Source organism: Kitasatospora sp. NPDC059646 (assembly GCF_042734615.1).
Classification (GTDB): Bacteria; Actinomycetota; Actinomycetes; order Streptomycetales; family Streptomycetaceae; genus Kitasatospora.
Window position 1 is genome coordinate 65,454 of the sequence record NZ_JBHWDS010000017.1, and the last position, 14,316, is coordinate 79,769.

Genomic DNA, 14,316 nt, shown 5'->3' on the forward strand with positions numbered 1-14,316 from the left:
GGCCTTCCGCCCGCCGGAGCGGACGCGCCGCCGACGCTGTCACAGCGGCAGGCGATGATGGTCGGCGTCTTGGCAGTGCTGACGGAAGGACACACCCCATGACCTGGTGGAAGGGGCCGCTCACCGGTTTCGACCTGGAGACCACCGGCACCGACCCGGAGGAGTCCCGGATCGTCACCGCCGCCGTGGTCGACACCCTCGGCGGCCGCGTCGAAACCGCCACCAACTGGCTGATCGACCCCGGCGTCCCGATACCCGCCGAGGCCACCGCCATCCACGGCATCACCGACACCGAGGCCCGCACCCACGGCCGCCCCGCCGCCGAGGCGGTCGAGGAGATCGCCCGCGCCCTGCACCAGCGGCTGGCCGCCGGCCGGCCCGTGGTCGCCTTCAACGCGCCCTACGACCTGTCACTGCTCGACGCCGAACTGCGCCGCCACGGCCGCCCCACCCTCGCCGACCGCCTCGGCGGGCCGGTCACCCCCGTGGTCGACGCCATGGTCGTCGACCGCGCCCTCGACAAGTACCGCAAGGGCTCCCGCACCCTGCAGCGGGTCTGCGAGGTCTACGGCGTCGAACTCCACGACGCCCACGAGGCCGGCAGCGACGCCCTCGCCGCCGTCCGGGTCGCCGTCGCCCTCGGCCACCGCTACCCCGACCAGGCCGGCGACCTGCCGCTGGACGAACTCCACCGGCGGCAGATCGACTGGTACCGCGCCTGGGCCACCGACCTGCAGGCCTGGCTGCGCCGCAAGGACCCGGCCGCCACGGTCGACCCGCGCTGGCCGCTCAAGGCCGCCTCCTGAGCGCCGCCTGACGGCCGGTCGGCGGGCGCCCGGGCCCGGTCCCCGAGCGGCGCCCGCCCCGGCCGGCGGACGGGCCGTCAGGACTGCGGGAAGTCGAACGTGTAGCCCTGCGCCACCAGCCACGGCAGCAACTGCTTGAGCGCCGCCACGGTCTGGCTGCGGTCGCCGCCGCCGTCGTGCATCAGCACCACGCCGCCCGGGCGCAGGTTCTGCTGCACGTTGCTGACGATCGCCTGCACGCCCGGGCGGGACCAGTCGCGCGGGTCGACCGTCCAGCCGAGGGACTTCATGCCCAGGTCGGCGCCGATCTTCTCGTTCTCCGCGGTGAAGTCGCCGCCCGGGGCGCGCCACCAGGTCATCCCGGCGTCGCCGCCGGCGGCGGCGTCGATCATCGCCTTGGCGTCGCCGATCTCCGCGACCTGCTGCTGGTGCGACTGGGTGTGCATCGGCTGCGGGTGGTCCACGGTGTGGTCGCACAGGCGGTGGCCCTCGGCGAGGATCCGCTGCACGGCCGCCGGGCGGGTCTTCGCGTTGTCGCCGATCTCGCAGAACGTCGCCTTCGCGTCGTACTTCGCCAGCAGGTCCAGCACCTGGCCGGTGGCCGGGCCCGGGCCGTCGTCGAAGGTCAGCGCCACCGTCCTGCCGCCGGAGGCGGTGTGCCGCAGCACGTTGCCGGCCGGGGCGTGCCCCTGCTGGCCGCCGGACGGCTGCGAGGCGGCCGGGGCCGGCGTGCCCGGGTCGGCCGTCGTGGACGGGGCGGTGCGCGGCGCGGACGGCGAGGGCGTCCGGGTCGGCGTCGTCGGGTCCTGGCTCGGCGTGGCGAACGGCGACGACTCGGCGGCGCCCGGACCCGGCGTCGGCCGGGCCGCCACCGAGGAGGTCCCGCTCGCGCTCGGCGTCGTGCTCGTGCTCGGCGAGGCCGAGTGCTGCGCGGCGTCCCCCGCCGCGGTGGGAGTGCCGTGCGCACCGCACGCCACCAGCAGCGCCGGGGCGAGCAGTGCGGAGGCACCGAGAAGAAGATAACGACGACGGACGGATATGCGGGACTTCACCATGGAACGACTCCTGACGTCGTACCTGTCGCCTGCGCGGCGGGGGCGTCTGCTCGGATGAGACGCCAGGCACGAACGAGGTGGTTCCGTCCGGGTGTGCGCTGCGCCACAGGGCGGGCACCGAACGGAAGCGGTCAGAACGCGAACCAGCGTACTGCCGCCCCGCCGTCACGCAGCGAGTCGACGCGGCGACGGAACTCGGCCGCGGCGGACGGGTTCCCGGGCGACTGCTGCGCCACCCACGCCGCGCTCGCGGTCTCCCGCGCGCCGCGCAGCACCGCGAAGCCCGGCCACTCGCGGACGTCCCAGCCGTAGGCCGCGTTGAACGCCGCGACCTCCTCCGCCGGTACGCCGTAGCGGTCCTGACTGAGCGCCAGCACCACGAGGTCGTGCTCGCGCAGGTCCGAGGCCATGTACTCCAGGTCGAGCAGCACCGGGCCGTCCGGGCCGATGTGCACGTTGCGCGGCAGCGCGTCGCCGTGGATCGGGCCCGGAGGGAGAAAAGGGGTCAATTCGGAAATTGCGGTGACAAAGCTCTCTTTCCGGTCACGGAGGAAGGCGGCGTCCGCCGGGGCGATGTGACCGTCCGCAGCGGCCAGCCAACCGTCCACCGGGGCCAGCAGGTCGCGGCGGCCGAGCGCCACCGGCGGGGCCGGCTCGGCGGGCAGCGCGTGCAGGGCGCGCAGCAGCGGCGCGAGGTCCGCGGGCCGGGCCGGGCGCACGGCGGGCTCCAGGCGGTGCCAGAGGGTGACCGGGTGGTCCTGGGCCAGGTGCACGGCGGCGCCGGCCGGGCGGACCACCGGCACGCCCGCCCCGTCCAGCCAGCTCGCCAGCGCGAGTTCGCGGGCGGCGCGGTCGGCCGAGCCGGGGGTGCGGCCGACCTTGGCGACCAGGCCGAGCTCCGGGAGGTCGAAGACGGCGTTCTGGCCGAGCGAGATGAGCGCGGCCCCGGCCGGGTCGAGACCGGCCGGGGCGCACGCCTGCTGCAGGAGGGCACGGGCCCCCGATTCGTCGAAGATCACCTGCTCATTGTCGGCGAACCGGGGCCCGGCCCGGGGGTCAGCCCACCAGTTCGTGTTCGCCGCGGCCGCGGTGCGCGCCGGTGCCGGCCGGTGCCGGCGCGGGGGCCTCGCCCTCCAGCTGCGGCAGCCAGTGCAGCCAGCGCGGCAGGTACCAGTTCCGGTCGCCGAGCAGGGACATCACGGCGGGCAGCAGCACGGCGCGGATCACCGTCGCGTCGATCAGGACGGCGACGGCCAGGCCGACGCCCATCTGCTTCATCACCTGCATGGACAGCGTCCCGAAGACGGCGAACACCCCGACCATGATCACGGCGGCGCTGGTGACCACGCCGGCGGTGGTGCGGATGCCGTGCGCGACGGCCGCGCCGGTCGGCAGGCCACGGTCGTGCGCCTCCTTGATCCGGGAGACCACGAACACGTGGTAGTCCATCGACAGGCCGAACAGGATCACGAACAGGAACAGCGGTATCCAGCTCTCCACCGCGCCGACACCGGCGGTGCCGACCAGCGAGGCGCCGATGCCGTGCTGGAAGACCAGCGTCAGCACGCCGTAGGCGGCGCCGACCGAGAGCAGGTTGAGCAGCACGGCGGTGACCGCGACGGACAGCGAGCGGAACGAGCAGAGCATCAGCAGGAAGGCGAAGGCGACCACGAAGCCGAAGACCGGGAGCATCGAGCCCGACATCTGCTTGTTGAAGTCGACCGAGCCGGCGGTGCTGCCGGTGACCGGGGCCTCGGTGCCGGCGATCCTCCCGACCGTGGCGGGGACGACCTGCTCGCGCAGCACCTTCAGCGCCTCGGCGGAGGCGGCGTCGTTGCCGGTGCCGTAGAGCGGTATGTCGACCGTGGCGACGTTCTGCGCGGCGTGCACCGTCAGGGCGGTGGGGCCGTGCATCCGGCCGGTGGCGAGGGCCTCGGACCGGAGGTCGGCGAGGGCCTTGGTCATCTCCGGGGAGGAGATGTCCTTCGCCTTGACGACCACGGTGGCGGGGGAGGGGGTGCCGGGGAAGGCCTCCTGGATCCGCTGCGAGGTGGCGACCAGGGCGTTGCCCTTGGGCAGCTGCTGCTCGAAGGTCAGGTTGGCGGTGTGCATCGTCAGCGTCGGCGAGGCGATCGCCAGCAGGGCGGCGGTGGCGAGGCCGGCGGCGGCCAGCGGGTGGCGCAGCACCGGGGTGAGGATCCTGTTCCACGCCCGGCTGCCCTCGCCGCCGCCGCGGCGCAGGCGGTGCAGGAGCGGGACCCTGCCCTTCTCCACCCGGTCCCCGAGCATCGAGAGCAGGGCGGGCAGCACCGTCAGCGAGCCGAGCACGGCGGTGATCACGACCAGGATGGTGGCGAAGGACATCGCCTTGAAGGTGGCGATGCCGGTGAGGAACATGCCGGCCATGGCGACCACCACGGTGATGCCGGAGACCAGCACGGCGCGGCCGCTGGTGGCGGCGGCGATCCGCAGCGCCGTCTCGGCGTCGTGCCCGGCGGCCCGCTCCTCGCGCTCGCGGCGCAGGTAGAACAGGCAGTAGTCGACGCCGACCGCGAGGCCGACCAGCAGCATCACCGAGGAGGCGTCGTTGCTGGTGTGCAGCATGCCGGAGGAGAGTGCGACCAGACCGGACGCGGCGACGAAGGCGGTGATCGCCAGCACCACCGGCAGCACCGCGGCGACCAGCGCGCCGAAGGCGACCAGCAGGATGCCCAGGGCGAGCGGCACCGCCGTCCACTCGGCGCGGGCGAAGTCGTCGGTGAACTGGTCGTTGAACCACTTGCCGGCGCTGGCCTCGCCGAACTCCTCGACCACCAGGTCGGGGTGCTGCTTCTGCACGGCGGCCACCGCGTCCGTCACCGCCGGGACGTTCTCGACGGCCTTGGTACGGTCCTCCCCGGCGACCGTGAACTGGAGCAGCGCCGAGTGCTTGTCGGCGGAGACCGCGCCGGTCTCGTAGGGGCTGTGCAGCTCACCGACCTTGCCGGTGCCCCGGACGGCGGCCGCGACCTGGTCGACGACGGCCTTGAACGAGGCGTCGTCGGCCGTCAGCGTGCGGCTCTGCACCAGGACGGTCTCGCCGGCCGGCGACTTGAGGCCCGCGTCGTCCAGGATCTTGGCGGCGCGGGCGACCTGGCCCGGCATCGACTCGGAGTCGGTGATCTTGGTGGCGCCGTGCACGCCGCCGAGGTAGGCGGCGAGGACGACGAAGAGCAGCCAGCCGAAGACCGCGGTCTTTCTGTGACGGGCGCTCCAGGCCCCCATCGTGGCGGCGATTCCATGCTTCACGGTAGGTGTCCCCCAGGGGTGTCGGGCGGTGCGGGGCCGCCCGGGTCGGTGGGCCGCGGTGCTGCTTCCGGCGGCACACCAGACGCTATGAGCCGGGGTTCTGACGGACCATCCGGCTAGTCACCGAGTTCTCCCTGGACCTGCCCCCAGGGCGGAGTAGGGGGTTATCCCTACCTGCGGGGTCGGGCTCTCCTCCTTGAGGGCAGCCGGGAGTCCACCCTGAGGGGGAGCGATCTCCACCCCGGGCACGAGGTGGGAGGGGGTGCGGCCGGGTGACGATGGTGCGGGGCAGGCTCCGTGGCCGCCCCTAGGGGGCACAGACGAAACCCACTTGCCGGTCGGCAAGCAAGGTCCCGTAGGATGCTCGCTAGTCCTTACCTGCCGACCGGCTAGGCCCTGTGGGGGTTCCGCGCGCCGGTCCAGCCGTTGTCCGGTCCCCGTCCCCCGGCTGCGGTGAACCATGCCCAGGAGGCATTTCGAGCATGTTCCACCGACTTGGACACTTCGTCGTCAAGCGGGCGTGGTGGGTGATCATCGCCTGGGTGATCGGCTCCATCGCGCTGGTCGCCGGCGCCCCGAAGCTGAGCGCCTCGACCGACGAGTCAGAGTTCCTGCCGAAGCACTACGAGTCCATCCGGGCCTCGGTCGTCCAGCAGGACAAGTTCCCGGCCGAGTTCACCCCCGGCGCGATCCTGATGTTCGAGCGCACCGACGGCGGCGCGCTGACCGACGCCGACAAGGCCGACATGGCCAGGATCACCCAGGGCCTGACCGACAAGCACATACCCCTGGTCGAGCAGGTCATCCCCCCGATGCCGGGGAAGACCGTCTCGCAGGACGGTCACTACGCGATGGGCATGGTCTCCATCGACAAGACCAAGATGCAGACCGACGAGTACCCCAAGGCCGCCAAGGACCTGCGCGACGAGGGCAAGGAGCTCGCCAAGGGCACCGCGCTGAAGTTCCAGGTCGGCGGACAGGCCGCGATGGCGCAGGACCAGAAGGAGTCCTCCAGCGCCACCGACGCCATCACCATGGTCGCCACCATCGTGCTGATCGTGGTCATCGTCGGCGTGATCTTCCGCGGCATCCTGGTCGGCTGGCTGCCGGTGCTGCTGTCGCTGTTCCCGATGATCGCCGCCAGCGGCCTGATCGCCTTCGTCACCGACATCTTCGACCTGAAGTCCTCGCCGATCGCCTCGGCGATCGACATCGTCGTCATCCTCGGCGTCGGCACCGACTACTTCCTGTTCCTGATGTTCCGCTACCGCGAGCGGCTCCGGGCCGGCGACGACCGCAAGGCCGCCGTCGCCAACGGCGTCGGCCGGGTCGGCGAGGCGATCGCCTCGGCGGCCGGCGCGGTCACCGTCGCCTTCGCGGTGCTGCTGCTCTCCGAGCTCGGCATGTTCACCTCGCTCGGCCCGGCGCTGGCGATCTCCGTCATCGTCACCGCGCTGGCCTCGCTCACCCTGACCCCCGCGCTGCTCTCGGTCATCCCCGCGAAGGCCACCTTCTGGCCCGGCCGCAAGTGGATGCAGGAGCCGACCGGCGCCCGCTTCCACAAGCTCGGCAAGGTCGTCGGCCGCCGCCCCGGCATCATCGCGCTGGCCTCCGGCGGCCTGCTGGTGGTCCTCTCGCTGGCCGGCCTCGGCTACACCGGCACCTTCGACATGGCGAAGAGCATGATGCCGAAGGACAAGGAGTCCATGGTCGTCATGGACGCCCTGACCAAGGGCTTCTCGGCCGGCGCTGCCGACCCCACGCACGTCTTCGTCACCGGCAAGAACGGCGCCAAGCTCGACGCCGCCGCGCTGGACGGCTTCGGCGCCAAGCTCGGCCAGGTCCCCGGCGTCGCCACGGTCCAGGCCGAGCACAAGCTCAGCGAGGACGGCACCACCGCCGACTTCACCGTGATGCTCAAGGACGCCGCGGCCAGCAACGCGGCCATCGACACCGTCACCGAGCTGCGCACCGCCGCCCACGCGGACGCTCCCGCCGGCACCGAGGCCCTGGTCGGCGGCACCTCGTCGGTGTACAAGGACATCAACCTGGCGATGACCCACGACTACAAGCTGGTCTTCCCGGTGGCGGGCGTGCTGATCCTGCTGATCCTGGGCCTCCAGCTGCGGAGCGTGGTCGCCCCCTGGTACCTGATGGCCTCGGTCGGCCTCGGCTTCGCCGCGACCCTGGGCGCCACGACGGTGGCCTTCCTCAAGATCGGCACCCAGCCCGGTCTGATGTTCATGCTGCCGATCTTCATCTACCTGTTCGTGGTGGCGATCGGCACCGACTACAACATCCTGATCATCGCCCGGCTCCGCGAGGAGGCCCGCGAGGGCCGCGACCCGCGCGAGGCGGCCAAGGAAGCGGTCCGGCACGCCGGCCCGACCGTCGCCGCGGCCGGCTTCATCCTGGCGGCGTCGTTCGCGACCTTCATGCTGGCGGGCAACGTGCTGTTCGCCGAGCTGGGCTTCGCGCTGGCCATCGGCATCGTGCTGGCGGCCTTCGTGATGGCGATGTTCTTCACCCCGGCGATCACCGCGCTGCTGGGCAAGAAGGCCTGGTGGCCCGGTCACGGCGCGATGCCCGACCACGGCCCCGAGGCCGTCGGCGCGCGCGAGCCGCAGCCCGCCGGCCGGGCCTGAACGGCCACGCACGGGTAGCCTCCGGCCGCCCTGAGTGAGGGGGCATGCGGTCCAACCGGACCGCATGCCCCCTCGGCGTCGGCCCGAAACACGGTGTGACCAGCGGAACTTTTGCCGCCGTTGACGAGGGTGGCCGTGCTATTGTCGAAGCAGTTGCAGTATTGGTTCCCATGAACGTGTGTGTGCGCCTGCTGGTATCAACCGACAGGCGCATTTGTTTTGTCCGGTGTTTAGTCTCCGGATGGGGATCGCGGCTACGTGGAGCGCACGAGGTGTGTGCCCCAACGCCCCAGTGAAAGTGGAGACGGTTATGGCTACCGGCACCGTGAAGTGGTTCAACAGCGAAAAGGGCTACGGCTTCATCGAGCAGGACGGCGGCGGCGCCGACGTCTTCGCCCACTACTCGAACATCCAGTCCACGGGCTTCCGTGAGCTCATCGAGGGCCAGAAGGTCGAGTTCGACGTGACCCAGGGCCAGAAGGGCCCGCAGGCGGAGAACATCCGCGCCATCTGAGTCCCGGCTGACGCCGACTCATTTGCTGCAGGCGAGGGCCCGTACCTCCACCAGGTACGGGCCCTCGTGCATGCCGCCCGACGGCCGGGGCGGCCCCTGCCCTGCCTGCCTCCCGCTTCCCGACGGCCGACTCCCCGCCGCCGCGCACCCCGCGCGCCGGCCGACGGCCTCAGGAAGAGGAACACGCATGCCCGAGCAGTCCCGTCCGCAGTCCGGCCCGTCCGCTTCGCGCGGAGACCAGTCCCGGACCCGCAAGCCGCGCACCGGCGCGTCCCGCAGTGGCGCCGCCCGCAGCGGTGAGGGCCGTGGCGGTTCGCCGCGCGCCGGGTCGCCCCGCGACGGTGAGCAGGCCCGCAACGAGCGCCCGCGCCGTCCGCGCCGGGGCACCGCTGCCGCCGCCGCGCCCGCCGAGGACTTCACGCCCGTGCAGGGCACCCCGTCCCGTCCGGCGGCGGCGAGCTTCGCCGAACTGAACCTCCCGTCCGGGCTGATGAAGGAACTGGGCGCGCAGGGCGTGACCGAGCCGTTCCCGATCCAGGCCGCGACCCTGCCGGACGCGCTGGCCGGACGCGACGTCCTCGGCCGGGGCCGCACCGGCTCCGGCAAGACCCTGGCGTTCGGCCTGCCGCTGCTGGTGCGCACCGCCGGCAAGCGCGCCGCCGCCCGGCACCCGCTGGCCCTGGTGCTGGTGCCCACCCGCGAACTCGCCCAGCAGGTCACCGAGGCGCTCGCCCCCTACGCGGGGGTCCTCGGCCTGCGGATCACCACCGTGGTCGGCGGCATGTCGATCACCCGGCAGGCCAACCAGGTCCGCCGCGGCACCGAGGTGCTGGTGGCCACCCCCGGCCGGCTGGACGACCTGATCCAGCGCGGCGACGTCCGGCTGGACGACGTGGCGATCACCGTCCTCGACGAGGCCGACCAGATGGCCGACATGGGCTTCCTGCCGCAGGTCGTCAAGCTGCTGGAGCAGGTCGCCGACGGCGGGCAGCGGATGCTGTTCTCCGCCACCCTGGACCGCAACGTGGACCGGCTGGTCAACCGCTTCCTCAGCGACCCGGTCACCCATTCGGTGGACCCGTCGGCCGGCGCGGTCACCACCATGGACCACCACCTGCTCCAGCTCGACCCCGCCGACAAGGCCGAGACCACCGCCCGGATCGCCGCCCGCGAGGGCCGGGTGATCATGTTCGTGCACACCAAGCACGGCGCGGACCGCCTCGCCAAGCAGCTGCGCGCCCACGGCGTGGTCGCCGCCGCGCTGCACGGCGGCAAGTCGCAGCCGCAGCGCAACCGGGTCCTCGACCAGTTCCGGGACGGCCAGGTCACCGCGCTGATCGCCACCAACGTCGCCGCCCGCGGCATCCACATCGACGGCCTCGACCTGGTCGTCAACGTCGACCCGCCGATCGACCACAAGGACTACCTGCACCGCGGCGGCCGCACCGCCCGGGCCGGCGAGTCCGGCACCGTGGTCACCCTGGTGCTGCCCGAGCAGCGCCGCGAGGTCAACCGGCTGATGAGCATCGCCGGCATCCGGCCCACCATCACCAAGGTCCGCCCCGAGGACGGCGAGCTGAAGCGCATCACCGGCGCGAGGACGCCGTCCGGCGTGGCGGTCCTGCTGCCGACCCCGGCCGTGGCCGCTGCGACGGCGGTCGCCGAGCCCGCCACCGACGGCCGCGGCCGCGGCCGCGGCGGGGCGAAGCCGGTGGACGGGGAGGCGCGGCGCCGCCCGGCGAAGCGTTCCGGCGGGCTGCCCAAGGACGTCGACATGAGCGGCAACCCGCGCCGCCCCCGGCCCAAGCAGCGCCCCGGCGGCGGGAGTTCGCAGATGGCGGCGGGCTTCATCGGCAAGGCGTCCGGGCGGGCGAAGCCGGGCTCCGGGTCGAAGAGCGGCTCGAACTACGGGACGGGGCGGCAGCGGCGCAAGGCCGACTAGCGCTGCGCCGCTCCGGCGTTCAGGCGCCGGGAGAGCGGTCCGCCGGAAGAGCAGTCCGCCGGGAGTGCGGACCGGCGGAGGAGCGTTCCGGCGGGCAGCGGCGTTCCCCTGCGTGCGGGTCCGGCGTCGAGGAGGCGGAGGCGGAGGCGGTCGGGATGGAGCAGCAGGAACGGCTGGACGCCCAGGAGGCGGCGTTGGACGCGCTGCTGGCGGCGCTGGGCGTGGTCGTCGAGGTGCCGCCGGACGAGCGGGTCGCCCGGCTCGCCGAGCGCGCCCCCGGCTACGTGCAGTACCACCGGATCGGCCACAAGCGGCAGGCGGCGTACCGCAGGCTGGAGGCGGACCGGCCGGCGGCGCACCGGGCGTACCCGCTGGTGCTGGCGGCGCTGCTGGCCGACGACGACCCGTCCTCGCCGCGCTGGCTGGCGCAGGTGCTGGTGGCGGTGGGCGGCCGCCGGCGGCTGCAGGAGGAGCTGGTGGCCGCGGTGGAGGGCGGCGACCCGCTGCGGCAGGTGTGCGCGGCGGGCGCGTGGCGGTGGGCGGACGCCGAGGACGGGCCGCTCGCGCAGCGGTTCCTGACGGCGCGTCGGGAGGCGGCCGGGCGCTGCCCGGATCCGTGGGCGCGGGCGCGGCTCGCCGACTGACCGTCAGCAGGGCGTACCGGGGTACCTCTTGGGGGTGGTGCCGTGTTAGCTTCTTTGCCAATTCATGGCCTGCGCATGGTGACGCCTATGCCGTCGCCGAGGTCGCGGGCCCTGGCAACGGGGAAGAGGTACGCCGAAATGGCGGGGGAGTTCACGGTCGACCCGGACGCGCTGCGCCGGTTCGCCCGCACCAGTGCCGAACGGGCCGAGCGGCTGCGGGCGATCCGCGCCGAACTCGGCGGACACCAGCTGTCGCCGACCGCCTTCGGGAAGCTCCCGGAGTCCGACGAGACCGGCCGCGACTACGTCGAGCGCTCCGAGGCCGCGATCGAGAACGCGGGCTCGGCCGCCGACACCATGGACCGGATCGCCGAGTACGCGGACGGCATGGCCGGCGCCTACGAGCGCGTCGACGAGGCCAACCAGCAGCAGATGCAGGCGATCGCCGGAGGGCTGGGCGGATGAGCGGGCCGGTTTCGGGCGCGGTCGACGCCTACACGAAGATCAACGACTGGATGACGCCGCTGGGCAGCGTGGTCGACGAGATCATGCGCCCCATCGTCGAGCCGCTCGCCGAACCGCTGGAGTTCGTCACCGGCGACCCGGAGGGCCTGGAGGCCGCCGCCCAGCTGTGGCAGAAGCAGGCCGAGCAGCTGCGCGAGCTGATCGCCGACCAGCGCCGCGACCGGGCCGCGCTGGCCGGCGAGTGGCAGGGCGAGGCGTCGGAGGCGTTCCAGCGCGAACTCGAAGAGTACGAGCAGGCGTTGGAGGCCGAGGCGGAGGACATGGCGGGCACCGCCGAACTCCTCAACGAGGCCGCCGCCGAAGCCCGGATGGCACAGGACCTGGTCGAGACGGTGATCCGCGAACTGATCGAGTGGGCGATCATCACGCTCGCCGCGTCGCTCGCCTTCAGCGTGATCACCGCCGGCATCTCGCTGGCCGCCGAAGCCGCCGCGGCCGCCGCCGAGGGCGCCATCGCCAGCGCCCGAATAGCCAACCTGGTGCGCAAGCTCGCCAGCGCGCTCAAGAAGATCGCCGACGCGATGAAGGCGCTCAAGGCGGTCTCCAAGCGCCCGCACCTCAACCCGAAGAAGCCCTGGACCTGGAACAAGCCGATCGACGTCGAGGCGTACCTCGCCAAGAAGGGCGTCAAGATGATCGGCAAGGCCGGACTCCACGGCATCGGCCTCACCGGCAACCCCGCCGGCGAGGCACTCCAGCAGATCACCCAGAGCGGCGCCGGAATCATCGCCGACGAGGCCGACGACCGGATCAGCGGCAACCGCGGACCCAGCACCGGCCTGCGCGAGAAGACCGGCATCGCCCAGCCCGCCGAGGCCCCCGCCCTCAGCCCCGAGGAGCGCCGGCAGCGCTTCCAGGACGCCTTCGGGTAGACCCTCGTCCGTTCCCCGCTTTCCACCAGACCGAGGAGGACCACCGTGCTCGACCGGGACCGCCAGTTCGCCACGCCCTTCCTCGCCGCCGGCGAGCAGCTGAGGGCCGCCGCACCGATCTCGCTGGCACCCGGCATCCCGCGCCCGCCGGAGCACCTGCTGACCCCGCGTCAGCCCGGCGAGCTGGAGCAGAAGCTGGCCAAGCCGTTCAGCCTGCTGCGGCGCGCGTACGCGGTGGTCAACCCGGTCTCGGCGACCGTCGGCGCCGTCGAGGACAAGATGATGGACGCCGTGCCGGACTCCGTCTGGCACGGCCAGGGCATGGGCGGCGACTGGCACTCCACCGCCGGCCGCCTCGTCGTCCGCCTGCACGAGGACGGCGCGAACGGCAGCGCCCTGCTCGCCCTCACCGACCGGCGCCTGCTGCTGCTCGCCGACCGCGCCAAGCTCTGGCAGCTCACCGAACAGCACGCCCTGCAGCTCGAACTCCCGCGCCACGAGATCGCCGCCGCCAGGCGAAACGCGAAGGGCGTCACCCAGCGCGGCCGCCTCGACCTGCACTTCCGGGACGGCTCCTGGGTCGCCGTCACCACGCCGCTGCCGTCCGCCGCGGACGAACTCGCGGCGGCGTTCCAGCAGTTCTGACGTGCGGCCACAGGCCGGGCGAGGGCGTCAGACGTCGGCGCTCCCCTCGCGATAGATCTTGGCGGAGGCGATCCGGCCGTCGCGCAGTTCGTAGAAGCCCGCGATGGAGCAGACCCGTTGCTCGCCCGCGACGGTCAGGGTCTCGACGAGTTGGCAGGCGGCGCGGTCCCGGTCGGCCAGGAGGGTCCGGACCGTCAGGGTCGGGAGCAGTTCGGCCATGGCGGCGGCGAACAGCTCGGTCAGGGCTGCGCGGCCGCGGACGGTGGTCGTTCCGGTGATCCAGACCGCATCCTCGGTGAAACCCCGCATCAGGGCGTCGAGATCGCGGGCGTTGAAGGCGCGGACGTGCTCGTGGACGGCGGCGGCAGTTGCTGTGGGCACGGGGTGGAGTGTGCCGTGGACGGGGTGCGGTCCGCCTCCGGGTTTTCGGTGCGTGATGCGGCGTCAGGCCGCGTCAGGCCGCGTCAGGCCGTGCGGGCGGTACGGGTGGTACGGGTGGAGCGGGCGGGGGCTGCGGCCTCGGTGTGGCGGGCGAGGACGAGGCGGGCGAGTTCGGGGGCGGCGCCCAGGACCGGGGCGAGGTGGTCGGCTCCGGCGGCGGTCGACGCGGTGGCGATGCGGTCGGGGAGCAGACCCGGCGCGAGGAGGTACGGGGCGACGGCCGTGGTGCGGACGGCCGGGTCGGCGCGGAGCGCGGCGAGGGCGTCGGTGACGGTGGGGGCGGCTGCCGCGTAGGCCGTGGTGACGGCGGCCCAGCCCCGGGTGCGCCGCCACGTGGCAGCGACCGCCCGGGTGGTGGCGTTGGCGGCCGGGTCGGAGGAGCCGGCGGCCGTCAGGACGACGCCCGTGCGGGCGCGGACGGCCGGGTCGGCGACGTCGAGGCCGGACTCGGCGAGACGGCGGTCGAGGGCGTCGAGGAGGAGAGGGGACGGGCCCAGGACCTCGGCGACGGGGAGGCTCGATCCGGCGGCGCGGAGGGCGGCCGGGATGTCGTGCTTGGCGTGGAAGGCGCGATTGAGGAGGAGCGGGACGGCGATCGCGTCGGTGAGGCGGGGGACGACCTGGGCGATGCGGGGCGCGCAGTGGTCCAGGTAGGCGGTGGTGACGGGGAGTTCGGGGCGGAGCTGGCGGATCGCGTCGGCGAGAGCCTCGACGGTGGCGGCGTGGCGGGGGTCGCGGGAGCCGTGCGCGAGGAGCAGGAGCGGGCGGACGGGTGCGACGCCTGCGGGGCGCGGGCGGTGGGCAGGGGTGGGCACGGTGTGCGGCTGCGGGGGGTCGCCTTCCGCGTCGCGCAGTTCCCCGCGCCCCTGGTGGGGCGCGGGGTTCCGGGGCGTCAGGTCGCTTCGCTGCTGACGGGGTGTGGTGCGGTGGGTCATGAGG

Annotated in this window: 13 protein-coding genes; 8 read left to right on the plus strand and 5 right to left on the minus strand. The window is 73.4% G+C overall.

Going from position 1 to position 14,316, the window contains the following annotated elements; all coding sequences use genetic code 11:
* Positions 1-98 precede the first annotated feature (98 nt).
* Positions 99-806 (plus strand): exonuclease domain-containing protein, encoded by a 708-nt coding sequence (locus tag ACFV1L_RS14805; protein WP_380365887.1) that lies wholly within the window; start codon positions 99-101, stop codon positions 804-806.
* Between the two features lie 77 nt (positions 807-883).
* Here the strand turns inward: ACFV1L_RS14805 and ACFV1L_RS14810 are convergent, their stop codons facing one another.
* From ACFV1L_RS14810 to ACFV1L_RS14820, 3 genes are all read right to left on the minus strand, one after another.
* Positions 884-1,861: a polysaccharide deacetylase family protein gene (locus ACFV1L_RS14810; protein WP_380365889.1), complete on the minus strand. Its 978-nt coding sequence runs from the start codon at positions 1,859-1,861 to the stop codon at positions 884-886.
* A gap of 131 nt (positions 1,862-1,992) precedes the next feature.
* Positions 1,993-2,880, minus strand: coding sequence for a phosphotransferase enzyme family protein (locus ACFV1L_RS14815; RefSeq protein ID WP_380365891.1), 888 nt, complete (start codon positions 2,878-2,880; stop codon positions 1,993-1,995).
* 37 nt (positions 2,881-2,917) lie between these two features.
* A complete protein-coding gene (locus tag ACFV1L_RS14820; RefSeq protein WP_380366005.1) occupies positions 2,918-5,125 on the minus strand; it encodes an MMPL family transporter in 2,208 nt (735 codons plus the stop codon).
* Positions 5,126-5,631: 506 nt separating this feature from the next.
* Here ACFV1L_RS14820 and ACFV1L_RS14825 point away from each other — a divergent pair.
* From ACFV1L_RS14825 to ACFV1L_RS14855, 7 genes are all read left to right on the plus strand, one after another.
* Complete coding sequence (locus ACFV1L_RS14825; protein WP_380365893.1) at positions 5,632-7,794, plus strand: MMPL family transporter; 2,163 nt, start codon at positions 5,632-5,634, stop codon at positions 7,792-7,794.
* A 310-nt stretch (positions 7,795-8,104) separates the two neighbouring features.
* The gene (locus ACFV1L_RS14830; protein ID WP_380242719.1) at positions 8,105-8,308 is read left to right on the plus strand and encodes a cold-shock protein; all 204 of its coding nucleotides are present in this window, start codon (positions 8,105-8,107) and stop codon (positions 8,306-8,308) included.
* 187 nt (positions 8,309-8,495) lie between these two features.
* Positions 8,496-10,250, plus strand: a complete 1,755-nt coding sequence (locus ACFV1L_RS14835; protein WP_380365895.1) for a DEAD/DEAH box helicase — start codon at positions 8,496-8,498, stop codon at positions 10,248-10,250.
* Positions 10,251-10,405: 155 nt separating this feature from the next.
* Positions 10,406-10,894: a hypothetical protein gene (locus ACFV1L_RS14840; protein WP_380365897.1), complete on the plus strand. Its 489-nt coding sequence runs from the start codon at positions 10,406-10,408 to the stop codon at positions 10,892-10,894.
* Positions 10,895-11,032: 138 nt separating this feature from the next.
* Complete coding sequence (locus ACFV1L_RS14845; RefSeq protein ID WP_380365899.1) at positions 11,033-11,359, plus strand: type VII secretion target; 327 nt, start codon at positions 11,033-11,035, stop codon at positions 11,357-11,359.
* Positions 11,356-12,291 (plus strand): WXG100 family type VII secretion target, encoded by a 936-nt coding sequence (locus tag ACFV1L_RS14850; RefSeq protein ID WP_380365901.1) that lies wholly within the window; start codon positions 11,356-11,358, stop codon positions 12,289-12,291. The genes ACFV1L_RS14845 and ACFV1L_RS14850 overlap by 4 nt, the downstream gene beginning before the upstream one ends.
* Positions 12,292-12,336: 45 nt before the next feature.
* Positions 12,337-12,936 (plus strand): hypothetical protein, encoded by a 600-nt coding sequence (locus tag ACFV1L_RS14855; protein ID WP_380365903.1) that lies wholly within the window; start codon positions 12,337-12,339, stop codon positions 12,934-12,936.
* Positions 12,937-12,963: 27 nt separating this feature from the next.
* Here the strand turns inward: ACFV1L_RS14855 and ACFV1L_RS14860 are convergent, their stop codons facing one another.
* On the minus strand, positions 12,964-13,317 hold the full coding sequence (locus tag ACFV1L_RS14860) for a nuclear transport factor 2 family protein (RefSeq protein ID WP_380365904.1): 354 nt from the start codon (positions 13,315-13,317) through the stop codon (positions 12,964-12,966).
* An 83-nt stretch (positions 13,318-13,400) separates the two neighbouring features.
* Positions 13,401-14,312: a sirohydrochlorin chelatase gene (locus tag ACFV1L_RS14865; RefSeq protein WP_380365906.1), complete on the minus strand. Its 912-nt coding sequence runs from the start codon at positions 14,310-14,312 to the stop codon at positions 13,401-13,403.
* Between the last annotated feature and the right edge of the window lie 4 nt (positions 14,313-14,316).

Excerpts from the sequence above, each read along its gene's own strand:
- ACFV1L_RS14805 (WP_380365887.1), top strand. The coding sequence starts at position 99 with ATGACCTGGTGGAAGGGGCCGCTCACCGGTTTCGACCTGGAGACCACC.
- ACFV1L_RS14810 (WP_380365889.1), bottom strand. The coding sequence starts at position 1,861 with ATGGTGAAGTCCCGCATATCCGTCCGTCGTCGTTATCTTCTTCTCGGT.
- ACFV1L_RS14820 (WP_380366005.1), bottom strand. The coding sequence starts at position 5,125 with ATGGGGGCCTGGAGCGCCCGTCACAGAAAGACCGCGGTCTTCGGCTGG.
- ACFV1L_RS14825 (WP_380365893.1), top strand. The coding sequence starts at position 5,632 with ATGTTCCACCGACTTGGACACTTCGTCGTCAAGCGGGCGTGGTGGGTG.
- ACFV1L_RS14830 (WP_380242719.1), top strand. The coding sequence starts at position 8,105 with ATGGCTACCGGCACCGTGAAGTGGTTCAACAGCGAAAAGGGCTACGGC.
- ACFV1L_RS14835 (WP_380365895.1), top strand. The coding sequence starts at position 8,496 with ATGCCCGAGCAGTCCCGTCCGCAGTCCGGCCCGTCCGCTTCGCGCGGA.
- ACFV1L_RS14840 (WP_380365897.1), top strand. The coding sequence starts at position 10,406 with ATGGAGCAGCAGGAACGGCTGGACGCCCAGGAGGCGGCGTTGGACGCG.
- ACFV1L_RS14845 (WP_380365899.1), top strand. The coding sequence starts at position 11,033 with ATGGCGGGGGAGTTCACGGTCGACCCGGACGCGCTGCGCCGGTTCGCC.
- ACFV1L_RS14850 (WP_380365901.1), top strand. The coding sequence starts at position 11,356 with ATGAGCGGGCCGGTTTCGGGCGCGGTCGACGCCTACACGAAGATCAAC.
- ACFV1L_RS14865 (WP_380365906.1), bottom strand. The coding sequence starts at position 14,312 with ATGACCCACCGCACCACACCCCGTCAGCAGCGAAGCGACCTGACGCCC.